The organism is Roseovarius sp. CH_XMU1461, assembly GCF_037027165.1.
Lineage (GTDB): Bacteria > Pseudomonadota > Alphaproteobacteria > Rhodobacterales > Rhodobacteraceae > Roseovarius > Roseovarius nubinhibens.
Genome location: NZ_JAYMDV010000001.1, coordinates 696010 through 719930, shown reverse-complemented (window position 1 = coordinate 719930; position 23921 = coordinate 696010). Strand labels below are relative to the sequence as shown.

The 23921-nt window shown below is 63.5% G+C and carries 25 protein-coding genes and 1 tRNA gene; 16 read left to right on the top strand and 10 right to left on the bottom strand.

All coding sequences use genetic code 11. From position 1 onward, the window contains the following. Positions 1-29: 29 nt before the first annotated feature. From WA237_RS03450 to WA237_RS03415, 8 genes are all read right to left on the bottom strand, one after another. Positions 30-758 carry an amino acid ABC transporter ATP-binding protein gene (locus tag WA237_RS03450; protein ID WP_009813132.1) on the bottom strand — a complete coding sequence of 243 codons (729 nt, stop codon included), beginning with the start codon at positions 756-758 and terminating at the stop codon, positions 30-32. Next, positions 755-1411 carry an amino acid ABC transporter permease gene (locus WA237_RS03445; RefSeq protein ID WP_336096687.1) on the bottom strand — a complete coding sequence of 219 codons (657 nt, stop codon included), beginning with the start codon at positions 1409-1411 and terminating at the stop codon, positions 755-757. Before WA237_RS03445 ends, WA237_RS03450 begins: the two co-directional genes overlap by 4 nt. Positions 1412-1414: 3 nt before the next feature. Next, positions 1415-2131: an amino acid ABC transporter permease gene (locus WA237_RS03440; RefSeq protein WP_336096686.1), complete on the bottom strand. Its 717-nt coding sequence runs from the start codon at positions 2129-2131 to the stop codon at positions 1415-1417. A gap of 50 nt (positions 2132-2181) precedes the next feature. Then, positions 2182-3045: an amino acid ABC transporter substrate-binding protein gene (locus WA237_RS03435; protein WP_336096685.1), complete on the bottom strand. Its 864-nt coding sequence runs from the start codon at positions 3043-3045 to the stop codon at positions 2182-2184. A gap of 251 nt (positions 3046-3296) precedes the next feature. Next, positions 3297-4706 (bottom strand): HAMP domain-containing sensor histidine kinase, encoded by a 1410-nt coding sequence (locus WA237_RS03430; protein WP_336096684.1) that lies wholly within the window; start codon positions 4704-4706, stop codon positions 3297-3299. A 3-nt stretch (positions 4707-4709) separates the two neighbouring features. Then, positions 4710-5381 carry a winged helix-turn-helix domain-containing protein gene (locus tag WA237_RS03425; RefSeq protein WP_286909779.1) on the bottom strand — a complete coding sequence of 224 codons (672 nt, stop codon included), beginning with the start codon at positions 5379-5381 and terminating at the stop codon, positions 4710-4712. A 75-nt stretch (positions 5382-5456) separates the two neighbouring features. Continuing rightward, positions 5457-5843, bottom strand: coding sequence for a PepSY domain-containing protein (locus tag WA237_RS03420; RefSeq protein WP_336096683.1), 387 nt, complete (start codon positions 5841-5843; stop codon positions 5457-5459). Positions 5844-6033: 190 nt separating this feature from the next. Next, positions 6034-6231, bottom strand: coding sequence for a hypothetical protein (locus WA237_RS03415; protein WP_336096682.1), 198 nt, complete (start codon positions 6229-6231; stop codon positions 6034-6036). Positions 6232-6453: 222 nt separating this feature from the next. On the opposite strand from WA237_RS03415, the gene WA237_RS03410 reads away from it, so the two are divergent. The 13 genes from WA237_RS03410 to WA237_RS03350 all read left to right on the top strand — a co-directional run bounded on the left by WA237_RS03410 (position 6454) and on the right by WA237_RS03350 (position 19212). Beyond that, positions 6454-7581 (top strand): S1C family serine protease, encoded by a 1128-nt coding sequence (locus WA237_RS03410; protein ID WP_336096681.1) that lies wholly within the window; start codon positions 6454-6456, stop codon positions 7579-7581. A gap of 399 nt (positions 7582-7980) precedes the next feature. Beyond that, a complete protein-coding gene (locus tag WA237_RS03405; RefSeq protein WP_336096680.1) occupies positions 7981-8634 on the top strand; it encodes a TetR/AcrR family transcriptional regulator in 654 nt (217 codons plus the stop codon). Then, positions 8631-9404, top strand: a complete 774-nt coding sequence (locus WA237_RS03400) for an ABC transporter ATP-binding protein (protein ID WP_336096679.1) — start codon at positions 8631-8633, stop codon at positions 9402-9404. The genes WA237_RS03405 and WA237_RS03400 overlap by 4 nt, the downstream gene beginning before the upstream one ends. Then, positions 9397-10113 (top strand): ABC transporter ATP-binding protein, encoded by a 717-nt coding sequence (locus WA237_RS03395; RefSeq protein WP_336096678.1) that lies wholly within the window; start codon positions 9397-9399, stop codon positions 10111-10113. The genes WA237_RS03400 and WA237_RS03395 overlap by 8 nt, the downstream gene beginning before the upstream one ends. Further along, positions 10110-10973, top strand: a complete 864-nt coding sequence (locus WA237_RS03390; RefSeq protein WP_009813120.1) for a branched-chain amino acid ABC transporter permease — start codon at positions 10110-10112, stop codon at positions 10971-10973. The genes WA237_RS03395 and WA237_RS03390 overlap by 4 nt, the downstream gene beginning before the upstream one ends. After that, positions 10970-11872, top strand: a complete 903-nt coding sequence (locus WA237_RS03385) for a branched-chain amino acid ABC transporter permease (RefSeq protein ID WP_336096677.1) — start codon at positions 10970-10972, stop codon at positions 11870-11872. Before WA237_RS03390 ends, WA237_RS03385 begins: the two co-directional genes overlap by 4 nt. A 58-nt stretch (positions 11873-11930) precedes the next feature. Further along, complete coding sequence (locus tag WA237_RS03380) at positions 11931-13127, top strand: ABC transporter substrate-binding protein (protein ID WP_246557314.1); 1197 nt, start codon at positions 11931-11933, stop codon at positions 13125-13127. A 59-nt stretch (positions 13128-13186) separates the two neighbouring features. Then, entirely contained in the window at positions 13187-13732 is a 546-nt protein-coding gene (locus WA237_RS03375) for a carboxymuconolactone decarboxylase family protein (RefSeq protein ID WP_336096676.1), read from the top strand. 26 nt (positions 13733-13758) lie between these two features. After that, positions 13759-14655 (top strand): MBL fold metallo-hydrolase, encoded by an 897-nt coding sequence (locus tag WA237_RS03370; RefSeq protein WP_336096675.1) that lies wholly within the window; start codon positions 13759-13761, stop codon positions 14653-14655. A 123-nt stretch (positions 14656-14778) separates the two neighbouring features. Continuing rightward, positions 14779-15669 carry a LysR family transcriptional regulator gene (locus WA237_RS03365; RefSeq protein ID WP_009814065.1) on the top strand — a complete coding sequence of 297 codons (891 nt, stop codon included), beginning with the start codon at positions 14779-14781 and terminating at the stop codon, positions 15667-15669. Positions 15670-15842: 173 nt separating this feature from the next. Next, positions 15843-16865, top strand: a complete 1023-nt coding sequence (locus WA237_RS03360; RefSeq protein WP_336096674.1) for a TAXI family TRAP transporter solute-binding subunit — start codon at positions 15843-15845, stop codon at positions 16863-16865. Further along, the gene (locus WA237_RS03355; RefSeq protein WP_336096673.1) at positions 16862-18766 is read left to right on the top strand and encodes a TRAP transporter permease; all 1905 of its coding nucleotides are present in this window, start codon (positions 16862-16864) and stop codon (positions 18764-18766) included. The genes WA237_RS03360 and WA237_RS03355 overlap by 4 nt, the downstream gene beginning before the upstream one ends. After that, positions 18763-19212: a RidA family protein gene (locus WA237_RS03350; protein WP_216015213.1), complete on the top strand. Its 450-nt coding sequence runs from the start codon at positions 18763-18765 to the stop codon at positions 19210-19212. Before WA237_RS03355 ends, WA237_RS03350 begins: the two co-directional genes overlap by 4 nt. Positions 19213-19373: 161 nt before the next feature. On the opposite strand, the gene WA237_RS03345 is transcribed toward WA237_RS03350, so the two are convergent. Next, positions 19374-19458 (bottom strand) — tRNA-Leu (locus WA237_RS03345). A gap of 158 nt (positions 19459-19616) precedes the next feature. Here WA237_RS03345 and WA237_RS03340 point away from each other — a divergent pair. After that, a complete protein-coding gene (locus WA237_RS03340; RefSeq protein ID WP_040617879.1) occupies positions 19617-20114 on the top strand; it encodes a Hint domain-containing protein in 498 nt (165 codons plus the stop codon). A 5-nt stretch (positions 20115-20119) separates the two neighbouring features. Here WA237_RS03340 and WA237_RS03335 read toward each other — a convergent pair whose 3' ends face one another. Then, positions 20120-21646: an NAD(P)H-hydrate dehydratase gene (locus WA237_RS03335; RefSeq protein ID WP_336096672.1), complete on the bottom strand. Its 1527-nt coding sequence runs from the start codon at positions 21644-21646 to the stop codon at positions 20120-20122. A gap of 187 nt (positions 21647-21833) precedes the next feature. On the opposite strand from WA237_RS03335, the gene WA237_RS03330 reads away from it, so the two are divergent. Both WA237_RS03330 and glnA read left to right on the top strand, forming a co-directional pair. Next, a complete protein-coding gene (locus WA237_RS03330) occupies positions 21834-22172 on the top strand; it encodes a P-II family nitrogen regulator (protein ID WP_009813106.1) in 339 nt (112 codons plus the stop codon). Between the two features lie 39 nt (positions 22173-22211). Continuing rightward, entirely contained in the window at positions 22212-23618 is a 1407-nt protein-coding gene (gene glnA / locus WA237_RS03325; RefSeq protein ID WP_009813105.1) for a type I glutamate--ammonia ligase, read from the top strand. Positions 23619-23921 lie beyond the last annotated feature (303 nt).

Here is a 23921-nt window from a genome sequence, read left to right as displayed (position 1 = left end):
TGATTTCAGAGCAGAGTTGACCGCCGGGATCAGTGGTTGAGGATCTTCGACAGGAAATCCTGCGCGCGCTCGCTCTCGGGATTGCCGAAGAACGCCTCGGTTTCGCGATCCTCGACGATGGCGCCGGCATCCATGAACACGACCCGGTCGGCCACTTTGCGGGCAAAGCCCATCTCATGGGTCACCACCATCATCGTCATGCCCTCCTGCGCCAACTCGACCATCACGTCGAGCACCTCGTTGATCATCTCGGGATCGAGCGCCGAGGTCGGCTCGTCGAACAGCATCGCAATCGGGTCCATCGCCAGCGCCCGGCTGATCGCGACCCGCTGCTGCTGCCCGCCCGAGAGCTGACCGGGGAACTTGTCGATATGCGGCTTGAGCCCGACCCGGTCGATCAGCGCTTCGGCCTTGGCATTGGCCTCGTCACGCGACCGGCCCAGCACCTTTTGCTGGCCAAGGCACAGGTTCTCGCGCACCGACATATGCGGATAGAGCTCGAAATGCTGGAACACCATGCCGATGCGCGACCGCAGCTTGGTCAGGTTGGTGCGCCGGGCGGTGACCTCGGCGTCCTCGACCATGATCTTGCCCTCTTGCACGGGTTCGAGACCGTTGACGCATTTGATCAGGGTCGATTTCCCCGATCCCGACGGGCCACAGACCACGACGACCTCGCCCTTGTCCACCTTGGTGCTACAGTCGGTGAGAACGCGGAACTCACCATACCATTTCGAGACATTTTCCAGAGTGATCATGCGGTAGAGGCCTTTTTGAGGCGCCGGACAAAGATCGATCCAGCGAAGCAGATGACAAAGTAGACGAGGGCGGCAAAGATATACATCTCGACCAGACGGCCCTCGGTGCGTGCGACGATCGACGAGGCCGTCATGAAGTCACGCAGCGATACGACAAAGACGAGGCTGGTGTCCTGAAACAGGATGATGCCTTGGGTGACGAGGATCGGGATCATGTTGCGGAACGCCTGCGGCAGCACGACATAGCGCTGGGTCTGCCAATAGCTGAGCCCGACGGCCTGCGCCGCATGGACCTGCCCCTGCCGGATCGACTGAATGCCGGCGCGGATGATCTCGGAATAATAGGCCGCCTCGAACATGACAAAGGCGATGAGCGCCGAGTAGAACCCGCCAATCGGCCGACCGAGCGCCAGCGGCACGAGGAAGTAGAACCAGAAGATCACGAGGATCAGCGGCACCGACCGGATCAGGTTCACATAGCCCGCCGCCGGCAGCGCCAGCCACCACAGGCCCGAGAGCCGCATCAGCGCCAGAAGCGTGCCGAGAACGATGCCCCCGATGATCGCCAGAAGCGTCAGCCAGAGCGACAGCTGCAGCCCCTGCCAGAGGAACGGCAGGTTGTCTGCGATAACGGAAAAGTCAAAATCACCCATCGGTCATGCCTTTCCCACGAAGCCCGGAATCCGGGTGTATTTTTCGAGCATCTGCGCAATCACCGTCGCCATCAGGGCGATGACCACATAGATGATCGTCGCGGCGGTATAGGCCTCAAAGCCCTGGAAGGTGTATTCGGCGATCTGCTGGCTCTGCGCGGTGAGTTCGAGCAGCCCGATGGTCAGCGCCAGCGACGAGTTCTTGAAGATCGTGAGAAACTCCGAGGTCATCGGCGGCACGATGAGCCGGAAGGAAATCGGCAGCAGCACATAGCGATAGGTCTGCGCGGTGGAAAACCCGTTGGCATAGGAGGCAGCGACGAGGCCCTTGCCCACCGCGTTGATCCCGGCGCGCACCTGTTCGGCCACCCGGCTCGCGGTATAGAGGCCAAGCCCGATGACGGCGGTCACGAACTCGGGGTTCGGCATGTCGCGCTTCATCCAGCGGCCCATGTCTTGCGGCACGATTTCGGGCACGACGAAATACCACAGGAACAGCTGCACGAGCAGCGGCACGTTGCGGAAGATCTCGACATAGGTGGTGCAGAGAAAGGCGATGGGGCGGCTCGGCAGGGTCCGGCCCACACCGATGAGAACCCCGACCAGCAGCGCCAGAATCCAGGCGCTCAGCGCGACCGAAAAGGTCCAGCCGACACCGGAGATGAGCCAGCTGAGGTATTGCTCTTCAAAGAGCACACCCCAGTTCCAATTATAATCCATAGAGACTGTCCCAGGTAAAACCGGGGGCCCTGAGGCCCCCGGAGATCAGGTTATTCCGGCAGAGCGTTGAGCTGGAACGCCGCCTTCAGGAGGTCGGTCTGTTCCACGCCGAGGGGGCCGAACCATTTTGCATAGATGTCGTTGATCTCGCCCGAGCGGAACACCGCGGCGAGGGCCTTCTTGCCGACAAGCTCAAAGGCGCTGTCGTCGCGGCGCACCATGAGGGCATAGGGGTCGAAGGAGAGGAAATCGCCGACAACGGCGAAATCATCGGGGGATTTCGACTTGGAGATCAGACCAAAGAGCAGGATGTGGTCGGTCGAATAGGCGTCGACCCGGTCGGTCTCGAGCGACAGCATGCCTTCAGCGTGGTCACGCACCGGCAGGATTTTGACGTCGAGGCCCTTCTCTTCGATCGCGGCCTTCACCGCGCGCTCGTTGGTCGTGCCTTGGGCCAGCGCCACGGCCTTGCCGTCGAGATCGTCGATGGTGGCGATGCCGCCATCCTTGCGCACCAGAAGCTTGGTACCGGTGATGAAGGTGGTGGGCAGGTATTCGACCTGTTCCTGACGGGTCAGGTTGTTGGTGGTCGAGCCGCATTCGAGGTCAATCGTGCCATTCGCCATGAGCGCGATACGGGTCTTCGGGTTGACCGGCACATATTTGATCGAAATCTCTTTGCCGAGCTCGGCCGACACGGCCTCGACGATCTTGTGGCAGAGGTCGATGGAATAACCGATGGGCTTTTGGTTTTCATCGAGATAGGCGAAAGGCACCGAGCTTTCGCGATGGCCGAGCACGATCTCGCCCGAGGCCGCGATTTTCTCGAGCGTGCCGCCCGCGTTCTGCGCGATGGCCGGAACGGCAAGGCTCGCCGCGATGGCTGCCGCCATGAAACTCTTGATGATTGTCATTTGGTTGTCCCCTTGTTGGTTCAGGTGTTGGATCAGGTGTGTGATCAGGTTTTTGAACTGGAATTACGCGGGTCATCTCTGTTCGAGGCCCTATGGTGCAAGTGCGCTGGAACGAGAGGGGCGCCAGCGGCCCCCATGGCGACAGAACTGCGTATACTTTGGGCAGGCTAGCCCGGTTCTTGGGCGAGATGCAACGATCCGGGCGGATGTTTTCGGCAGCCCCGAAAAGCCAAGGGGGGAAAGCCCGAATATTAGGCGTCGCGGGGTGGGTCCGCCGGGGATGTCTCGCGGGGTGCGGTGCCGCCCATGCGCCCTGCCGCGCTCAGTGTGATGGACACTCTGAGCCCCGGCGCATTGTCCTCAAGCCGCAGCACACCCTCGTGAAACTTCACAATCGCCGCAACGAGGCTCAGCCCCAACCCGCTGCCCGGGGTCGTGCGGCTCCGCTCGAGCCGATAGAGCCGCCGCAGCACATTCTCGCGCTCGTCCTCCGGAATGCCGGGGCCGGTGTCGCTCACCTCCAGACGCACCTTGCGCCCCAGCTGCGTGACCGAAATCGAGATCTCCGCACCCGGCGGCGCATGGCGCAGCGCGTTCTCGATCAGATTGGCAAAGACCTGACCCAAGAGCGATTTGTCGCCGCGCACCAGAACCGGCGTCGCGGGCACCTCACAGCCGAGACGATGGCCGCTGTCATCGGCGGTGGGCTCATAGACCTCGTAAAAGGTCCGGGCGAGCGCGGCGACATCGACCTCGTCGAACCGTTTGCGGGGCGCGCCGCCTTCGATCTGGGCGATCTGCAACAGCGCCTGAAAGGTTTTCACGATGCCATCCGTCTCGGCATGGGCGCGGTCGACAAGCTCGGAGGCATCGGTCGAAAGGCTGGTCTTCTGGCGCAGCTGGCTGAGCAGGACCGACACCCGCTGAATCGGCGTCTTGAGGTCATGGGCAATATCCGCCGAAACCTGTTTCAGGGCCGAAATCTGCTGTTCCTGGGCCGTCGCCATCGTGTCGATCCGGTCGCCGATCCGCGACAGGTCGTCGGCCCGCCCGCCCATCGGCGCGACGCGGGCGGCATAATCGCCGGTGGTCAGCCGGTCGAGCGTTGCGTCGATCCGGTCGAGCCGACGGACCGAGCGCCGCGCCAGCAACACACCGGCGCCGATCACGATCAACGTGGTCGGGATCAGGCTGAACAGGAAGACCGCGAGAAAGGCCTCCTGAATATCCTCGAGCGGCTCGGCGCTCAGCGCGATCATCATCTGCCCGCCATGGACCGCAGCGCTCAGCGCGAAATACTCGCCCTCGACCTCGGTCGCCTCGTCATCGAAAGAGACAATCGCATAGCCCTCGCCCTTGGAGACGAGCGCCGCGTTCCCGACATGCAGCCCGCCGGGCAGCACATAGCTCAGGATGCGGTCCTCCGGCGAGGCGGTGCGCGATTGCGAGCGCACAAAGGTGATCACCGCGGCGGTGTTGGGCAGGGCGCGAAAGCTCGCCATTTCCTGCTGCAACGTCGAGCGCAGCGCCTCTTGCGTGTTGTCGCGCACGATCACATAGGTCGCGGCGAGGCTCAGCAGGCTGACCAGCGCAAAAAGCGCCGCCATCGCCAGCGAGAGCCGCAGCGGCGTCGAGGCCCATATGCCGCGCGCAGGCGTCACGGCTCAGCCCGCGATCCGATAGCCAGAGCCGCGCACCGTCTCGATGAGCTCGGTCTCGAACGGTTTGTCGACCTTGGCGCGCAGCCGGCTGATATGGGTCTCGACCACATTGGTCTGCGGATCAAAACTGATGTCCCAGACTGCTTCGAGCAGCATGGTGCGCGTCTGCACCCGGCCCTTGCGGCGCAACAGCTGTTCCAACAGCGCGAATTCCCGGGGCAACAGGTCGATGACCTGTCCGGCCCGCGTCACCTTGCGGCGCATGAGATCCATCTCCAGATCACCGGCGCGCAGGATCGTTTCCTCCTGCGTCGCCCGGGGCCGCCGCGCCAGGGCCGCCACCCGCGCCGACAGCTCGCCAAAGGCAAAGGGTTTGACGAGATAATCATCGCCCCCCGCATTGAGCCCTTCGATCCGGTCGTCGACCCCGCCGAGCGAGGTGAGAAACAACACCGGCGTGTGGTTCTTCGCGCCCCGAAGCGTCTTAACCAGCGCCATCCCATCGAGCCCCGGCAACATCCGGTCGACGATGAGCACATCATATTCCGTGCCGCTCGCCTGCAAGAGCGCCTCGCGCCCGTTCTCGATCAGGTCCACCACATGGCCTTCCTCGCGCAGCCCCCCTGCGACATAGGCGCCGGTTGTCTTGTCATCCTCGACCACCAGAATTTTCATCATTCCCCCCGCCTCATGCCGGTGGCCCCCTCTGGGACCACCTGTGTTTTGCCATGGATTTCCGAAAGGTGCGACTTACTTGTCGCGGCCCGCCTTGGCTTCGTCTTCGTTATCCTCTTCGTCATCACCCTCGTCACCATCCTCGACATCCACAGTCATCGACCCGTCGGCCAGATGATAGAGCACCTCCTGCTCGGACCCGTCCGCCATTTCGATCTCGAACTCCACGACGCTGTTACCCGGGGTCTCATCATCGAACTCGGCCTCGACCACCGTGCCGCCGGTCTCGATCTCAACCGCCGTGACGGCCTCCACCACGTCCGGGTTGGCCTCGAGAAAGGCTTGCAGCTCGGCCGCATCCGCGCCGCCCTCAAGGTTTTGGGCATAGGCCAGCGAACCGGCGAGGATCGACAGGCCGAGCAGGCCGGAACTTGCGGCATAGGCGATTGTGGTGCGTTTCATACTCATGTCTCCTTGGTCACTGAGCGGGACCATCCCGCCCGATGACACCGATTTACGACCCGGCCCTGCCGCCTGCCTGTCGCTCGGATTACATCTGTGTGATCTGCGTCCAGCTGGGGCCGCTTGGGACCCAAAGGGAAAAACGGCGGGGTGCGCCCGCCGTTGCCGTCCTTCTCTCTATCTCGCGCGCTCAGGCCGTCGCGGGGGCACCCTCCGGCTCTTGTCCCATGGTCTCAACCCTCTGCCCCGGTGCCGCCAGCCGCAGCGCGAGCGCGAACGCGGCGCCCAGCACCACGGCAAAGCCCACTGCCATGATCCCAAAGCCAAGCCCTGCCACCGCGATAACGGCAATCAGGGTGCGCGCGACGATTGATTTGATCCGATCCATCCGATCTCTCCTTGTTTCAACTGATTTGCAATATCGGCGGCCAGCCCGCCCCCCGCCTGACGCGAAGATTACATCTGTGTAATCTTCGCGCCCCGCGAAACCCGGGCCGAGGCGGCGGGCGATCACCGACAAGTGAGATTACAAATCTGTATAGTTCGCGTCAGGCACGGGTGAGGCCGGGCCGCCATCTCCTTTCTCATCACACCCGAGATGGAGGATTACATGTCTCGCAAAATATCCCTGGGTCGCACCCCGCTTGCCGCCGCTCTGGCCGCCGTTCTCGGCACGACGAGCCTCGTCGCCCTGACGCCGAGCACGGCCCTCGCCATCCCGCCCGGCGGCTATGCCGATCTCATCGAAGATTTCAGCCCGGCCGTGGTGCTGGTCGAGGTGAGCGCCAAGCCGACACCCGCCAATGCCGAAGGGCCCCTGCCCAATGACGAGTTTCTGAAAGAGTTTCAGCGCCGCTTTGGCGACCGGCTGCCCGAGCTGCGGCAATTGCCGGACGAGGGCGCGCGCCGTGGCGTCGGGTCCGGCTTTATCATCTCGAGCGATGGGCTCATTGTCACCAACAACCACGTGGTCGATGGCGCCTCCAGCGTCACCATCAAATTCGCCGACGAGTCTGAGCATGAGGCACGCGTCGTCGGCACCGATCCCCTGACCGATATCGCGCTTCTGGACATCGAGGGCAGCGATCTGCCGACCGTTTCCTTCGGCTCGTCTGAAGAGATGCGCGTCGGGGACGAGGTGATTGCCATGGGCAACCCGTTCGGCCTCGGCGGCACGGTGACCACCGGCATCGTCTCGGCCAAGGACCGCAACATCAACGCCGGGCCCTTTGACGAGTTCATCCAGACCGACGCCGCCATCAACCGTGGCAATTCCGGCGGTCCGCTCTTCAATGACCGAGGCGAGGTGATCGGCGTCAACACCGCGATCTTCTCACCCGATGGCGCCAGCGCCGGGATCGGCTTTGCCGTGCCCTCCGATCTGGTGTCGCGCATCGTCGCCGATCTCAAGGATGACGGCAAAATCGACCGCGGCTGGCTCGGCGTTCGGATCAAACCGGTGAGCGACGAGGTCGCCTCGGTGCTCGGGCTCGACGCTGGTGAAGGCATTCAGGTCGACGGCGTGATCGACGGCTCGCCGGCGGATAAGGTGGGGCTGAAGGCCGGCGACATCGTGCTGAGCTTTGACGGCACGCCGATCAACGAGGCCCGCGATCTGACCCGGGCGGTTGGCAATGCCGCGCCCGACACGGCCTCCAAGATCGAGATCCTGCGCCGTGGCGACCGCCAGACCCTCGACGTCACCCTCGCAAACCGCGCAACCGCTCAGGACGCCTGAGGCAAGCGCGACGTCCCTGTCCCGGTGAGCATGGCACCGGGGCAGGGTATTGCGGCAGGGTAATTGGCGGCAGGGCCTTACAGTACAGGTTCAAGAGAATTGACGGCGCGGGCAGATTGTCCCGCGCCGTCTTTAATGGGGCGAGCATCCCCTCGACGCTCCGCGAGATGCCGCACCGACGCAATGCCGATCCGCCACGCGATCGCGGGTCGATCCGCTTATCCCCGTCTCAAGAGGGGCCCCCAAACACCTCCCGCTCACCCCTTGGGCAGGGCCCTGAAAAGTGGCTCAATTTCTAAGCGAGTGAAGTTTCCATCCCCGAAAAAAGAAACATTCAGGAATGAATGTAAGTTGCGCGAATCGTTTTCATGTGCTGTCAATTGATCAAAGGGGTGGCAAATGACTGACGACACGACGGAAAATCAAACCCGCAAACCGACCAAGCGGCGGCGCACACAGGATGAACGCTCGGCCGCGACGATCGAGAACCTGTGCAAAACCACGGTCGAACTGATCGCCGAGATCGGTTTCGTGAATGTGACCACGACCAAGATTGCCCGGCGGGCGGGCATTTCACGCGGTGCGATCCTGCATCATTTCGACTCCAAGGCCGATCTCGTGAAACGCGCGACCGCGCTCATGTGGTCATCGGTCGTCGACTGCGCCGCCGCCATCAGCGACGATCACAAGGATGGGGTGCTCGATCCCAAGGATCTCATCGACCGCGCCTGGACCGGCCTGATGAGCGATCAATATGTGACGGTCTCTATCGACATGATGGCCGCCGCGCGCGGCGATCCGGATCTCAATGAACATGTCGAACTCTGGATCAACCGGATGTTCGAGAGCTACCGCGAAACGGCGCGCGAGATTTTCTGCGGCACCGGGATGAGCGAGGCCGACGCGGAATCCCTGATGCTCGTTCTGACCTCGACGCTGCGCGGTCTGCGCGTCGCCCAGATGATCGAACCCGACCCGGACAAGGCCGAGGCCGCGCTCGCCACCTTGGCCAATCTCATTCGGGCGCGTCTCGCAAGCGAGGGGGCATCATGACGCCGATATTGCACGCCACAGGCATGAGCCGCAGCTTCGGGGGGGTGCACGCCGTGCGCGACATGTCCCTCGAGGTCGCCAAGGGCTCGATCACCGGCCTCATCGGCCCCAATGGCGCGGGGAAATCCACGCTCTTCAACCTGCTGAGCGGTGTCATCAAGCCGAACGGCGGCACAGTCGTGTTCAACGGCCGCGACGTGACCTCTCTTGCACCGTGGAAACGCGCCCGGCTCGGCATGATCCGCACGTTTCAGTTGGCCCGCGAGTTTCAGCGCATGACGGTGCTGGAGAACCTCATGCTCGCGCCGCAGCTTCAGCTGGGCGAGACATTCTGGCCGAACTTCCTGACCCCCGGCAAGGTGCGTCAGCAAGAGGCGGAGATCTACGAAAAGGCCTGCGAGGTCATGGAGATCGCGCTTCTGGCCAAGCTGCGCGACACCTATGCCGGCGATCTCTCGGGCGGGCAGAAGAAGCTTCTGGAACTGGCGCGCACGCTGATGATCGACTGCGATCTCATCTTGCTCGACGAGCCGGGGGCAGGGGTCAACCCGGCGCTGATGCAGACGCTCACCGACATGATCCGCCGTCTCAACCGCGACCATGGCAAGACCTTCCTCGTGGTCGAACATGACATGGATATGATCGCCCAGCTTTGCGACCCGGTCGTGGTGATGACCCAAGGGGGCTATCTCACCGGCGGCCCCTTTGAAGAGATCCGTCAGAACCCGGCGGTGATCGAAGCCTATCTGGGGGAGACCGCCGATGTCTGACGCTCTGCTCAAGACCCGCGCCCTCCAGTCCGGCTATGGCAAGACCATCATCTGCCATGACGTCACGCTGGATCTCGCGCCGGGTGAAATCACCTGCATCATCGGTCCCAACGGGGCCGGGAAATCCACCCTGCTCAAGACCATTGCCGGGGTTGTGCGCCCGGTCTCGGGCAGTGTCACCGTGGCCGGGCGCGAGATTGCCGGATTGCCCGCCGCGCAGGTGGCCCGATCCGGCATGGCCTATGTGCCGCAAGAGGCGAATGTGTTTCGTCAGCTCACCACTCACGAGAACCTGACCATGGGCTCCTGGGGCGACAAGACCCGCACCCAGGAGGCCTGTGACCGGATCTACGAGATGTTTCCCGATCTCGCCCGGCTGCGTCAGACCCGAGCTGGCAACCTGTCTGGCGGGCAACGCCAGATGGTCGCCTTTGGCATGGCGCTGATGCTCGCGCCCAAGGTGCTGTTGCTGGACGAGCCCTCGGCCGGGCTGTCGCCCCTGATGGTCGGGCAGATGTTCGACATCGTGCAGCGGGTCAATGGCGAAGGCGTGGCCATTTTGATGGTCGAACAGAACGCCATCCAGGGGCTGCGCATCGCGGATCATGGCATCGTCATGGCCGCGGGCCGGGTCGCACTGCAGGACAAGGCCTCGAACCTCTTGGCATCCAAAGAAGTATCTGAACTCTATCTGGGGTCGCGCTCATGAGCATGCAAATGATCTTTAACGCATTGGTCAATGCCGCGCTCATTGCGCCTCCGGCCATGGCATTCTCCCTGCTGTTCGGGATTCTCAAATTCCCGAATTTCGCCATCGGCGGCTATATCACGGTGGGCGCCTTTGCCGCCTATACGTTCAACGTGCCGCTGGGCCTGCCGCTGCCGCTGGCCGCTGCCGCCGCGATGCTCGTCACCGCGCTGGTGGTCTGGCTGATGCATGTGCTGGTCTTTCAGCCGATGGAAGAGCATTCGGCCATCACCTTGCTGGTGGTCTCCATCGCCCTGACCCTGATCATCGAGAACGTGATCCGGCTGTTCTTTTCCGCCGATGTGCGCGGCTTCGAGATCCCGTTAGAGCGGCCCTGGAAACTCTTGGGGGCGCGGATCACGCCGGAACAGGTGCAGATCATCATCTGGAGCCTCGTCATCGGTGTCGCGCTGCATTGTCTGCTGGCCTACACATGGATCGGCCGGGCGATGCGGGCGGTGGCGGACAACCCGATGCTGGCCGCCATTCGCGGGGTCAATGCGACCCGGATCACCGCCTTTACCACCGCCATCTGCGGCGCGCTCTTCGGGCTCACCGGTGTCTTTGCCGGTCTCGATCTGGTGATCGAGCCGCTGGTCGGCTGGAACCTCACCATCCCGATCTTTGCGGCGGCGATACTCGGCGGCATCGGCTCTCCCTACGGGGCGATCGTCGGGGCGCTGCTGGTCGGGCTCGCGGAAGAGGCCACCATTCTCTTCCTGCCTTCAACCTACAAGATCGGCGTCGGTTTCGTGATCATCGCCGTGCTGCTGCTGCTGCGTCCGCAGGGGCTCTTTGGAACCGCGGAGATCAGAAAATGAGCGCATATCTCATCTCAATGGGCACCTATGTCGGGTTTTTCATGATCCTGGCGCTGGCCCTCAACCTGCAATGGGGCATCGCCGGGATGGTCAATTTCGGCATCGCAGGCTTCTACGCGATGGGGGCCTATGTCTCGGGCCTTTTGGTGGCCAAGCTCGGCGTGCCGGTGGGTCTCGCCATCCCGGCGGCCTGTGTCGCGGGCTGGGTGCTCGGCGGGGCGGTGGCGCTTTTGTCGGTGCGATTGCGGGAGGATTTCCTCGCCATCGTGACCCTGGGCGTGGGCGAAGTCATCCGGCTCATCGTCCTCAACGAGGATCAGATCACCGAAGGCCCGCGCGGGCTGCGCATCGACGGCCGCCCGTTTGGCGATCTCATCGGGCCAGAGCTCTACCCGCTCTTCTATCTCCTGCTGGTGGCGGTCTGCGTGCTCATCACCTATCTCGTCTGCGAACGCATCCGCCGCGCCCCGATGGGCCGCACCCTGCGCGCCATCCGCGAAGATGATGTGGTGGCCGAGGTGCTGGGCAAGAATGTCCTGATGCACCGGGTGCTCACCTTTGCCATCGGCGGCTTCTTCATGGGGCTCGCGGGCGCGCTCTATGCCCATTACGTCCAGAACATCAGCCCCGAGGTCTTCATGCCGGTGGTCGCCATGTTCATCTGGATGTCGGTGATCGTCGGCGGCGCTGGCAACAACCGCGGCATCCTGATCGGCGCCGGCACCGTGATGATCTTTCTCGAAGGCACGCGGTTCATCGGCGATTTCACCGATTTCCTCGACGCCGAAAAGATGTCGGCGATGCGGATCATCCTCATTGGCTTCCTGCTGATCGTGACCCTGCGGCTGCGGCCCCGTGGCCTGCTCCCCGAGCCGAAATTCAACGTCAAAAAGACCTAAGCGCCCACAGAAGGCGCATCCCAACCAAGCCAACAAGGAGTGAACCATGAAGTTTTCCATGACGAGAAGAAGTCTGCTGGCGGGTAGCGCCGCAGCCTTGATGACCCCCGCGATCCTGCGCGCCCAAGAGGCGGATATCGCCATCGGCTCGCTGACCCCCAACACCGGCGGCGGCGGGCCGTTCGGGCCGAATATCACCGCCTCGCACAAACGGGTGGCCGATGCGGTCAATGCCGCGGGCGGGGTTCTGGGCCGTCAGATCCGGCTCTATCAGGAGAACTCGGAAACCAACCCGGAAACCGCCGTGCGCGCCGCGGACAAGCTGATCAGCGTCAACAAAGTGTCGGCGATCATCGGCACGTTTTCATCCTCTGTCACCCTTGGCATCATGCCGAAATGCCAAAGCGCCAACATCATCCAGATGTGCACCTCGTCGAGCGCCGACATCCCCATCGCCGATGAAAAAGGGCTGGTCTTCAACTTTCAGCCGCTGTCGCCGATCTGGGGCCGGGCCATCGCCGATCTGGTGCTGAGCCGGGGCCTCGAAAACTATGCGCTGATGGCGCTCAACAATGATTTCACCCGCTCGATGATGGATGGGTTCATCGAACGCGTCGGCACCGAGGCGCTGGTGCAGGACCCGTTCTACTACAACGCCGGGCAATCCTCCTATCGCTCGGAGGTGACCCAGCTCATCGAGAAATCGCCCGAGGCGGTGTTCATCCCCTCCTATGTCACCGATTTCACCGCCGTCTACAAAGAGCTCTACCGCCAGGGCTATGAGGGCGCGGTGATCACCATCTCGCTCTCCACCGGCGATCAGTTCAAGAGCACCGTCGGTGCCGCAGCAGACGGGGTGATCCATGGCTTCCCGGTCCCGGCGCTGAGCTCTCCGGCCTACAAGGAATATCTCACCGAGGCCGGGCTCGAGGACACCGGCTCGGTGCAGCACCCGTTCGGCACCGCCGGGCGCGACCAGATGTCGGTGCTGCTGCTGGCGATGGAAAAGGCCGGCACCACCGACAGCGCGGCCGTGGCCCAGGCGATCTGGGACGTGACCACCGGCGAGGGCAAGAAAACCGTCTACAACGTGGCCGACGGGCTCGCCGCGATCCGGGCTGGCGAAGAGATCAATTACTCTGGCGCCTCCGGCAGCATCGAATTCGATGCCGAAGGCGGCGTGCTCGGCCGCGACTTCCAGCTGTCCGAAATTCAGGACGGCAAGGATGTCGTCATTCAACGACTGGAATACTGACCCCATTACGGAGAGGGTCTCGGCCCCCTCCGACATACACAATTGATAGGAGACCCGCGATGGCGCGCGTGAGAGATGTTGAAATTGATGAGGTACCGGCAGAGGTGCAGCCGATCTACGAACGCTATGCCAAGGAGTACGGCCCGTTCCTCAACCAGGTCAAAGTCTTCGCCCACCGGCCGCCGGTGCTCAAGCATATCATGGGTCTCCTGCTCGAACTGCATGACGAGGCGCTGCTGCCCAAACGCTATCTCGAGATCGCCCTTGTCACCGTCTCGACCATCAACAAATGCGACTATTGCATCGCCCATCACGCGCCGCGCGCCCAGGCCTATGGGCTGAGCCCCGCCGCCCTCGACAACATCCTCGACGAGAAACCCGAGGGCTTTGACGATCTCGACATTCTGGTGCGCGATTTCGCCGAACAGGTGACCACCAAATTCCAGTATATGCGCGAAGCCATCTTCGACGAGCTCAAGACGCATTTCAGCGAAGAGCAGATCGTCGAGCTGACCATGCGCATCGCGCTGTGCGGCTTTTTCAACAGGGTCAACGACTCGCTCCAGATCGAGACCGAAGAGGGCGTCGAAAAGCTGCTGGTGTGATCAGGTGAATTTCAGGGAGGCAAGAGATGTCTGACAAGGTGAACGAAGGGCTCTGGGCCTGGAAGCAAAGCGAAAACAACAACCGGATGATAGAGCTGCAGGCCGGGGCCGATGCGGTCGGCGAGGTCCGGCTCGGCTATTTCGGCGGCTCGGCCTTCCGGATCACCACCCCCGCCGGGCTCACCCTGATGATCGACCCCTGGCGCAATCCGCCCTGGGGGACGTGGAACTGGTATCTGTGCGACTTCCCCGAGGTCGAGGTCGATATCGGCCTCTCGACCCATGCCCATTTCGACCATGACGCGCTGCACCGGCTCCGGGCGAGCACGCTTCTGGACCGTCTCATCGGGCGGTTCGAATTTGCCGATGTGACCATCACCGGCATCGCCGACAAACATGTCTCGGACGCCTCCCATGCCGATGTCGACTGGGCCGGGCTGACGCGCAAGCTCACCCCGCTGGAAACCCTGCCGCCCAACAATTGGCGCTCTTTCGACAATACGATCTATGTGATCGAGACCGGCGGTCTGCGCATCCTGCACTGGGGCGACAACCGCCCCGATCCCGGCCCCGGTGTCTGGGAGCAGATCGGCCAGATCGACGTCGCCCTGCTGCCCATCGACGGCTCTAAACACATTCTCGGCTATGATCAGGTCGCGGCCCTGCGCGCCAAGATCGGCGCCAAGATCGTCGTGCCGCATCACTATTTCATCTGGAACGTGACCCACCGCGCCTCGACCCTGACCACGCCCAATGAATGGATGGAGAGCCAGACCAACAGCCAATGGGCCGAAAGCCCCGAGATCGCGCTGCCCCGCGACTGGGTCAAATCCCAAGACGGGCTGGCGCTCTGCTTTGGCGAAAACGTCTGCTTCGAGCCCCCCCAATTCGGCGCGGCCAAGGACAGCACGGAACTGGCCTGATAACGCGAGCCGAGCGCGCATCGCACAGGCCCGACCGTTCAGCTGTCGGGCTTGTGGTTTGCTAATCTCCTGATGTGGCGTAAAGCCAATGGCAGGAGAGGCTCAAAATTCGCGAGGTGCGCCGTGGCGATCAAGACGGAAATGTTGCGGTGTTTCGTCACCGTCGCGCAGAGCGGCAATTTGGCGGATGCGGCAGAGCTTCTGGGCCGCACGCCTTCGGCCGTGTCGATGATGCTCAAACAATTCGAACAGCAGCTCGGCAGCCCGCTCTTCGAGAATGAACGCAAGAACCGGCTCACCGCGCTGGGGCGGTTCGTCTTTGGCGAGGCCCGGCGCGAGATCGACCATTTCGACAAGGTGGTGAATGCCATCGAAAGCTATGCCCGCGCCGATGCCGGGCTGGTGCGGATCGCGGCGATTCCCTCGGTCGCGACCACGATCCTGCCCGAAGCGCTGAGCCGCTTTCTCAAACGTCATGGCGAGGTGCGTGTCCATATCCGCGAGATGGAGACGAGCTATGTGCTGCGCGAGCTCGAAGAGGGCGACGCCGACCTCGGCTTTGCCTCGCTCCTGCACCCGATCGCGGGCCTGACGGGCGCGCCGCTCTTTACCGACCGCTTTGGCGTGGTCTGCGCCGCCGATCATCCGCTCGCCCAGAGCGGTGCGCCGGTGCGCTTCGATCAGCTCGCGCAGGAACGGCTCATCGTCAATAGCGTCTGCCAGCAGATCCGCGATCCGGAATTCAAGGCGCTGCTCGACCGCTCGCAGCTCTCGGTGATGAGCACCCATGCCAATCTCTCGGCGGTGCGGCGCAAGGTCGGCATCACCGTGCTGCCCGAGCTGGTGTTGGCCGAGTTTGGCGACGATCTGCGCTTTGTGCCGCTGGCCGACAAGACGCTCACCCGCACGGTGCAGGAGATCGGCCATGCCCATCTGGCACTGTCCCCGGCGGCACTGGCCTTTCGCGACGTGGTGCGGCAGGTGGTGGGCGAAACCCTCCCGAAAACGGGTTAAGCAACACTGAAGCTTAGCTAAGAAGTTTGCGATTGATAGAAGTTTCAGCCTGTGGCGTCATAGGCCGCGACCGTTAGACCACGATCAACACACCGCTCACAGCCCGCAAGGGCAGGAACAGCCGCCCGCGAGGGCAAGATCAGCCGCCCGCAAGGGTATGAAAGGACATCGCCATGACCCATTTCCTGACCCGACGCCAATGCCTCAAGAGCGCCCTGTCGGCCTCGGTGGCCACCGTCGCCGCCGGTCTGCCGCTCGCCACACGGGCGCAAGGGCTCGACTTTCTGACCATCGGCGGCGGCCCCTCGGGCGGCGTGTTCAACATCGTCGCGACCGGCCTCGCCAATGTGTTGCGCCAATCCTATCCCGAGGCGATCATAGACGTGCAGCCCGGCGGCTCTGGCCCCAACCTGCTGCGCGTCTCGGGCGGCAAGGCCGATCTCGGTATCACCTCGGCCAGCAACGCCTTTGACGCCTGGAATGGCCGCGACCCGGCCACGCCCGAAGCGCCGATCAAGAATGTGCGCGGGCTGATGACCATCATGCAAAGCGCGGTGCAGATCTGGGTCGATGGCAATTCCGACATTCGCTCGATCCAGGATCTGCGCGGCAAACAGGTCAGCGCCGGTCAGCCGGGTCAGACCTCCTGGCTCGCGTTCGAGCGCCTGCTGGCGGCGGCTGGCATGACCATGGAGGATATCGAGAGCGACGGCGGCAAGATGAACAAGCTGAGCTGGTCGGAATCCCACAACGCCCTGCGCAATGGCGAGCTGGACGCGGTCATGTGGCTGTCGCTCTGGCCGCACCCCACCGTGCGCCAGAACGAAACCGTGCGCCCGATGCGCGCCCTCTCCTTCGACGATGCCGTGCTCGAGAAATTCCTCGCAAGCTCGGGCGGCTTTGAACGGGTGACCCTGCCCGCCGGTCTCTTTGAAGGTCAGGCAGAGGCGGCCAATACCGTCGGCACCAACACGATCCTCTTTGCCTCGGACAAGATGTCGGACGAGCTGGCCCAGAACATCATCAAGGCGATCTGGGACAATCTCGAAGAGTTCAAGGCGACCCATGCGCTCTTGGGCAACCTCTCGGCCGAGACCGCGGGCAAGGGCATGGTCGTGCCGCTGCATCCGGGCGCCAAGGCATTCTACGACGCCCAGGGCATCGCCTATGACGCGAGCTCCGAGCTCGCCGAATGACAAGCCTGCGCCAAACTGCTGGCGTGGTGACGCGGGACCGGATGATTTCCGGTCTCGCGCTGCTTATGCTGGGATTTCACCTGCTGGCCGCCTCGCCGCTCTGGCTCGCACCCAATCTCGTGCTGCGCGCCGGTCATATGCTCTTTGCGGCGCTGATCGTGATCCTGCTCTTTCCGCTGGCGCGCACTGCGCTGGGCCGGGTGGCCGATATCGCGCTCGCGGCGCTGTCCGTGGTCAGCATCGGCTATGCCGTGGTCTTTGCCCCCGATATCGTGGTGCGCCCGCCCTGGACATTGACCGCCAGCCCGTTCGAGATTTTCGTGGCCCTCGGCACCGTCTTTGTGGCGCTCGAAATCACCCGCCGCAGCCTTGGGATCATGATCCCGGCGCTGTGCCTGATCTTTATCGCCTATGCCTTTGTCGGGCCCTATCTGCGCTTTGTGGATGTGCTGCGCCCGCTGGCCCATGGCGGCGTCGACCTGAGCGAATTCGTCGACCAGATGTATTTCAGCTTTGAAGGCATCTTTGGCACCGCACTCGGCGTGTCGGCGGAATATATCTTTCTCTTCGTCATGTTCGGCGCGGTGCTGCAAGTGGCGGGCGGTGGCGACTTCTTCATCGCCATGACCCGCGCCGTGACTGGCACGAGCCGCGGTGGCCCGGCCAAGATCGCCGTCGTGGCGAGCGGGCTCATGGGCATGATGTCGGGCAGTTCCGTGGCCAATGTCGCGACCACCGGATCGCTGACCATCCCGATGATGAAGAACCTCGGCTATCCCGCCCGCTTTGCTGGCGCAATCGAAGCCATCGCCTCGACCGGTGGCCAGATCACCCCGCCGATCATGGGGGCTGCGGCCTTTCTCATGGCGGCGATACTTGGCATCGAATATGTCGAGGTGGTGCTCGCCGCCTCGCTGCCGGCGCTGCTCTTCTTCGGCTCGCTGCTGATCAGCGTGCATCTCATGGCGCTGCGCCACAATCTCGCGCCGCTGCCGCGCGCCGAGGCCGGATCGACCCGGCGAATCCTCGCGGGCGGCTGGACCTTCCTGCTGCCGGTGGCGGTGCTGGTGGTGCTGATGCTGCAGGGCTTCACCCCGAGCTATGCCGCCTTCTTCGGCCTGCTCGCGGCGCTTGCGACACCCTTCCTGCGCCGCTCGACCTTTATCTCGGCGGATCAGCTGAGCGCCGGTGTCCGCTCCGGCGTCGAGGGCGCGGTGGTCGTTGCCGCCGCCTGTGCCTCAGCCGGGATCATTGTCGGCATCGTGCAGATCTCGGGGCTCGGCTTTCGGTTCAGCGCGCTGGTCACCGATTTCTCCGGCGGTTCGCTCAACGTGGCGCTGGTGCTGGCGATGCTCGCGGCTTTCATCTTTGGCATGGGGATGCCGACCACGGCGGCCTATATCATTCAGGCGACGCTGGTCGCGCCCGCGCTGATCAAGCTCGGCGCAGACCCGCTGGCGGCGCATATGTTCGTCTTCTACTTCGCGGTTCTGGGCCAGATCACCCCACCACTGGCGGTGGCGGCCTATGCGGCGGCTCCGATCGCGGGGGAAAACGCCTCGCGCGTCGGCTGGGCCGCCTTTGCCATCGGTCTGCCGATCTACATCATCCCCTTCCTCTTCGTGCTCGACCTGTCTCTGCTCTATCCGCAATGGACGCCGGATCTCGCCTATACGTTCCTGAGATCGGGCGTGGCGCTCTTTTGCATGTCCTCGGTGATCGTCGGCTGGTTCGGCCGGTCACGGCTGGCCATACCGCTGCGGGCGGGCATGTTCGCGGTGGCGGTGCTGATGATCCATCCCAACATTTGGTCGACCGTGGCGGGGCTTGGGCTTCTGGCAGGGATCTACGCCCTGCAGATCGCCCTCGGCCGGGGTCACAAGGAGGAAACCCGCGCATGAGCCTCGCAGAGAACACGGCCCCCGCCTATGGCACCACCTATGCCTATGAGCTGGCGACCCGCACCGATGACATGATCTTTCTCGCGGGCCAGATCGCCAAGATCAGCGCCACCGAGATCCATGCCGCGGGCCGCTGCGGCGACACGATCGACGTTGAGACCGCCAAGGACAGTGCCCGCCTCGCCGCCCATCAGGGCATCGCCTGGCTCGGCAAACACTTGGGTCCCGGTGAGCGGATCGAAAAGATCCTGCGCGTCGATGTCTTTGTCGCGGTAACGCCCGAGTTCGATCACATCTCAGAGGTGGCCGACGCCGCCTCCGAGATCTTCATCGAAGCCTATGGCGACGCCGGCCGCCATGCGCGTTCAGTCCTCGGCGTCACCCGCCTGCCGCGCAACGCGCCCGTTCTGCTGGAAATCACGGTGAAATACGCGCAGACCAGATAAGCGCGTCAGCCGGTCGCCCCGCGGGGCGGCTGGACCAAGCCCGGCTGTATCGTAAGATCGCCAAGGCCACGCCACGACGCTGGCCGAGATCTACCGCGGGTTCCCTTGACTCGGCGAACGCCTGACGCCGCTGCGCCTCAGCTCTCATCTCATGATTTGAATGGTGCGGGTGGAGGGACTTGAACCCCCACGCCTTGCGGCGCCAGAACCTAAATCTGGTGCGTCTACCAATTTCGCCACACCCGCGTCCGACCCGCTCTTTAGCAAGCTGTCACGCGGGATGCGAGAGAAAATGCAACAGGCCCGACATGCGCGTTTTGGGGGATGCGAAAAAATGGCGACATTTACGGTTTCTTCAGCTAGGCTGACCATAATAACGAGCAGAAAACAAAAAGAGATACGCCATGGAACCGAAAACGGTCGGGCGCAAGCGGGGTCAGGCCCCCGTGGATGCATCCCTTGCTATGGGCGGGTTGCCGGTCGGCGCGCGCATTCTGACATTGTCGGGCGAAATGCCTGTCGAACATCTCATGCCGGGCGACCGGATCGTCACCCGCGACGCGGGCATGGCGGTGCTGCGCAATATCCGGCGGCGGCGTCTCGTCACCCGCGCGGTCAAGATCCTCGCAGGGTCGCTGGGCGACACGCGGCCCGATTGCGATGTCATCCTGCCCGAGGATCAGCATGTCCATGTCCGCGACTGGCGCGCCCGCGCCATGTTCAACCTGCCCGCCGCCCTCGTTCCGGCGGCGGCGCTGGTCGATGGTGAATTCATCACCGCGCTGGGCGAGATCGAGATGGACGTCATCACGCTGATCTTTGACAGCCCGCATGTGCTCTATGTCGACGGGCTCGAACTGGCCGGGCATGACATGGCCCAGCCGCTGCACAGCGCGGCCTAACCGGCCTAACTCGCCAATCCCGCCAGAACCTGTGGCAGGGCCTCGGGCAGATCCTCCGCGATCAGCCCCGGGCCAAAGCCGCGCGCCGCCTCCGCATGCAGCCAGGCCGCCATCGTCGCCGCGTGCAGCGGCGCGTGACCCCGCGTCGCCGCGTGCAGCGGCGCGTGACCCCGCGCCATTAGCCCCGCGATCATCCCGGCCAGAACATCGCCCGATCCCGCCGTGGCGAGCCAGGGCGCCGCCCGCTCGTAACAGGCCGCATGCAGGAAGGCCCGCCCATCCGGCGCGGCAATCACCGTATCCGGCCCCTTATAGAGCACCACCGCCCCCACCCGCGCGGCCGCCTGCCGGGTCGCCTCCACCTTGGACATCTCGCCCCACGAACCCGAGGCCTCCGCCAGATCGGGAAAGAGCCGTGCGAACTCGCCACCATGCGGTGTCAGCACACAGCCCGAATGCAGCGGCGCGCGCAGCCCCACCTCTGCCAGCGCCGTCAGCGCATCGGCGTCGAGCACGCATCCCCGCCCATCCGCCAGCGCCACGGGCAGAAGCTCCGCCGCCCGCGCCACGCCCAGCCCCGGCCCAAGACAGAGCGCGCCGAGCCGCCGATCCGTCAGCGCCGCCGCCAGATCCTCGGCCCCCTCGATCCGCTGCATCATCAGCGCGGTGATCTGCGCCGCCACCTCCATCTGCGCCGATCCGGGCACGCCGAGGCTCACCAGCCCGGCCCCGATCCGCAGCGCCGCCCGTGCCGCAAGCCGCGCCGCGCCACTGCGCCCGAACCCGCCGCAGAGCACCAGCGCATGCCCATTGTCGAACTTGTGTCCCACCTTCGCCAGATCCGCCGCCGCGGGCCGCTCGACACGCCGCAGCACCGCTTCGGGGCAGGGGGCCTGGATGCCGATATCCACGATCTCGAGCGCCCCGCAATACTCAGGCCCCGCCCCGAGATAATGCCCCGGCTTCGGCCGATGAAAGCTCACGGTGAGCGTCGCCCGCGCCGCCACCCCGATGGGCTGCCCGCGCTCGGCACAAAGCCCCGAGGGCAGATCGACCGCCAGCACCCGCGCCGCGAGGCCCGCCGCACTCATCTCGGCCCAGCGCCGCGCCGCGCCCTCAAGAGGCCGCGAGAGCCCGATGCCGAATAATGCATCAATGATGACATCCGCCCCGGCACAGCCCGCCAGTACCGCGTCGAGCGGCGCGACCCGTCCCATGCTCTGCCACAGATCGTGATTGGCGCGGGCGTCGGGCGGCAACGCGTCCGCCGTCCCCAGCATCCCCACCGCCACCTGCCAGCCACGGTTGCGCAAGAGCCGCGCCACCACGAAGCCATCGCCGCCATTGTTGCCGGGACCGCAGAGAACCACGGCCTTGCCGGGCTGGTTGCCAAGCGCCGGCCAATGCGCCAAAAGCGCCGCCACCACGCCCCGCCCGGCGCGCTCCATCAGCGCCCGACCGGTCGCGCGGCCCGACTCGATCTCGCGGGCCTCAAGGGCGCGCATCTGGGCGGATGTCAGAATTTCGGTCAAGATTTCATCATTCCGCGATTCACTTCTGCCCAAATTTCGGGCGGACTGCCTAAATAATGTGCAATTGCTTTTGCCATGCCCCGCCCCAACTCTTTCGGCGAGCCTAGCCGATTGTACGCCTGCGCGGGAAGTGGTCGAACGGGCACAGAGTTTTTTTGCCCGTAACCGCCATGCCCGGGAGGCCGCCATGAAAAAGATCGAAGCGATCATCAAGCCCTTCAAGCTCGACGAGGTCAAAGAGGCCTTGCAAGACGTGGGCGTGCAGGGGCTTTCGGTGATCGAGGTCAAGGGCTTTGGCCGTCAAAAAGGCCATACCGAGCTCTACCGCGGGGCCGAATATGTAGTGGATTTCCTGCCCAAGGTCAAAATCGACGTCGTGCTCGACGACGATCAGGTCGATGCCGCCATCGAGGCCATCGTCGACGCCGCCAAGACCGACAAGATCGGCGACGGCAAGATCTTCGTCAGCCCCGTCGAGCAAGCCATCCGCATCCGTACCGGCGAAACCGGTTCGGACGCGCTGTAATCCCAGTTCCTAAAGACACTAGCCAGAGGATATTTTGTTATGAGCGCAACTGACCTGCTCAAGATGATCAAGGACGAGGACATCGAATATGTCGACGTTCGTTTCACCGACCCGCGCGGCAAGCTTCAGCACGTGACGCTGATGTCCGACCAGGTGGACGAAGACTTCCTCGAGGAAGGCTTTATGTTCGACGGCTCGTCGATCGCTGGCTGGAAAAGCATCGAAGCCTCCGACATGAAGCTGATGATCGACACCGACAGCGCCTATGTCGATCCCTTCTATGCCGAGAAAACCCTCTGCGTGCATTGCTCGGTGGTCGAGCCCGACACCGGCGAAGCCTATGAGCGCGACCCGCGCGGCACCGCCGAAAAGGCCGAAGCCTATCTCAAGGCCTCGGGCATCGGCGACGTGGCCTACATGGGCCCCGAGGCGGAATTCTTCCTCTTCGACGACGTGCGCTTCTCGAACACGATCAACAAGGTCTCCTATGAGGTCGACGCCCAGGACGCCTCCTGGAACTCGGACACCGAATACGAGATGGGCAACATGGGCCATCGTCCCGGCGTCAAGGGCGGCTACTTCCCGGTGAACCCGATCGACGACGCGCAGGACATCCGTTCGGAAATGCTCTCGACCATGAAGCGTCTGGGCATGAAGGTCGACAAGCATCACCACGAAGTGGCCTCGTGCCAGCACGAGCTTGGCCTGATCTTCGATAGCCTGACCAAACAGGCGGACGAGCTGCAGAAATACAAATACGTGATCCACAACGTGGCTCACGCCTATGGCAAAACCGCTACCTTCATGCCCAAGCCGATCGCCGGCGACAACGGCACCGGCATGCATGTGAACATGTCGATCTGGAAAGACGGCAAGCCGCTCTTTGCTGGCGACAAATATGCCGACCTGAGCCAAGAGGCGCTGTATTTCATCGGCGGTATCCTCAAGCACGCCAAGTCGCTCAACGCCTTCACCAACCCGGCGACCAACAGCTACAAGCGTCTGATCCCCGGTTTCGAGGCTCCCGTTCTGCGCGCCTATTCGGCCCGCAACCGGTCGGGCTGCGTCCGGATCCCATGGACCGAGAGCCCCAAGGCAAAACGCGTCGAGGCCCGCTTCCCCGATCCGGCGGCGAACCCCTACCTCGCCTTTGCCGCGCTGCTGATGGCCGGTCTCGACGGTATCAAGTCCAAGATCGACCCCGGCGAAGCCATGGACAAGAACCTCTACGACCTGCCGGCCGAAGAGCTCGAAGGCATCCCCACTGTCTGTGGCAGCCTGCGCGAAGCCATGGAAGAGCTGAAGGCCGATCACGACTATCTGCTCGCCGGTGACGTGTTCACCAAAGACCAGATCGACGGCTATATCGCTCTGAAAATGGAAGAGATCGAGCTTTACGAACACACGCCGCACCCGGTCGAGTTCGGCATGTACTACAGCTGCTAATCTCTCGTTTCTTGCGCGAGAATTCGGCGGGGCGTCCTTCGGGGCGCCCCGTTTTCCTTTGGTGCGGGGATGATCAGATCGGGGCGCAGGCCACTGGACATGTGGATTTTTGAGGCGGAAATTGGGCAAAAACGCCGGGGCTTTCGGCGCATTGTTTCTCAGACGGCTATAATAATAAGGGATTAGCGCGGCCCGCCCGCCGTAATCCTTTCGGAAACATTAACAAGAACTGACCATTATTGAATAATATTACCGCCCTTTTCCGACGCTCTTAATGGACCCAACGAAGACTCGGGATTGGAT

What these genes read in the sequence shown, in the direction of transcription:
- WA237_RS03385 (WP_336096677.1), top strand. Translation starts at nt 10,970, where the DNA reads ATGAGCGCATATCTCATCTCAATGGGCACCTATGTCGGGTTTTTCATG.
- WA237_RS03340 (WP_040617879.1), top strand. Translation starts at nt 19,617, where the DNA reads ATGGAACCGAAAACGGTCGGGCGCAAGCGGGGTCAGGCCCCCGTGGAT.
- WA237_RS03395 (WP_336096678.1), top strand. Translation starts at nt 9,397, where the DNA reads ATGTCTGACGCTCTGCTCAAGACCCGCGCCCTCCAGTCCGGCTATGGC.
- WA237_RS03380 (WP_246557314.1), top strand. Translation starts at nt 11,931, where the DNA reads ATGACGAGAAGAAGTCTGCTGGCGGGTAGCGCCGCAGCCTTGATGACC.
- WA237_RS03390 (WP_009813120.1), top strand. Translation starts at nt 10,110, where the DNA reads ATGAGCATGCAAATGATCTTTAACGCATTGGTCAATGCCGCGCTCATT.
- WA237_RS03440 (WP_336096686.1), bottom strand. Translation starts at nt 2,131, where the DNA reads ATGGATTATAATTGGAACTGGGGTGTGCTCTTTGAAGAGCAATACCTC.
- WA237_RS03405 (WP_336096680.1), top strand. Translation starts at nt 7,981, where the DNA reads ATGACTGACGACACGACGGAAAATCAAACCCGCAAACCGACCAAGCGG.
- WA237_RS03400 (WP_336096679.1), top strand. Translation starts at nt 8,631, where the DNA reads ATGACGCCGATATTGCACGCCACAGGCATGAGCCGCAGCTTCGGGGGG.
- WA237_RS03420 (WP_336096683.1), bottom strand. Translation starts at nt 5,843, where the DNA reads ATGAAACGCACCACAATCGCCTATGCCGCAAGTTCCGGCCTGCTCGGC.
- WA237_RS03415 (WP_336096682.1), bottom strand. Translation starts at nt 6,231, where the DNA reads ATGGATCGGATCAAATCAATCGTCGCGCGCACCCTGATTGCCGTTATC.
- WA237_RS03445 (WP_336096687.1), bottom strand. Translation starts at nt 1,411, where the DNA reads ATGGGTGATTTTGACTTTTCCGTTATCGCAGACAACCTGCCGTTCCTC.
- glnA (WP_009813105.1), top strand. Translation starts at nt 22,212, where the DNA reads ATGAGCGCAACTGACCTGCTCAAGATGATCAAGGACGAGGACATCGAA.
- WA237_RS03355 (WP_336096673.1), top strand. Translation starts at nt 16,862, where the DNA reads ATGACAAGCCTGCGCCAAACTGCTGGCGTGGTGACGCGGGACCGGATG.
- WA237_RS03350 (WP_216015213.1), top strand. Translation starts at nt 18,763, where the DNA reads ATGAGCCTCGCAGAGAACACGGCCCCCGCCTATGGCACCACCTATGCC.
- WA237_RS03425 (WP_286909779.1), bottom strand. Translation starts at nt 5,381, where the DNA reads ATGAAAATTCTGGTGGTCGAGGATGACAAGACAACCGGCGCCTATGTC.
- WA237_RS03375 (WP_336096676.1), top strand. Translation starts at nt 13,187, where the DNA reads ATGGCGCGCGTGAGAGATGTTGAAATTGATGAGGTACCGGCAGAGGTG.
- WA237_RS03360 (WP_336096674.1), top strand. Translation starts at nt 15,843, where the DNA reads ATGACCCATTTCCTGACCCGACGCCAATGCCTCAAGAGCGCCCTGTCG.
- WA237_RS03435 (WP_336096685.1), bottom strand. Translation starts at nt 3,045, where the DNA reads ATGACAATCATCAAGAGTTTCATGGCGGCAGCCATCGCGGCGAGCCTT.
- WA237_RS03410 (WP_336096681.1), top strand. Translation starts at nt 6,454, where the DNA reads ATGTCTCGCAAAATATCCCTGGGTCGCACCCCGCTTGCCGCCGCTCTG.
- WA237_RS03450 (WP_009813132.1), bottom strand. Translation starts at nt 758, where the DNA reads ATGATCACTCTGGAAAATGTCTCGAAATGGTATGGTGAGTTCCGCGTT.
- WA237_RS03330 (WP_009813106.1), top strand. Translation starts at nt 21,834, where the DNA reads ATGAAAAAGATCGAAGCGATCATCAAGCCCTTCAAGCTCGACGAGGTC.
- WA237_RS03370 (WP_336096675.1), top strand. Translation starts at nt 13,759, where the DNA reads ATGTCTGACAAGGTGAACGAAGGGCTCTGGGCCTGGAAGCAAAGCGAA.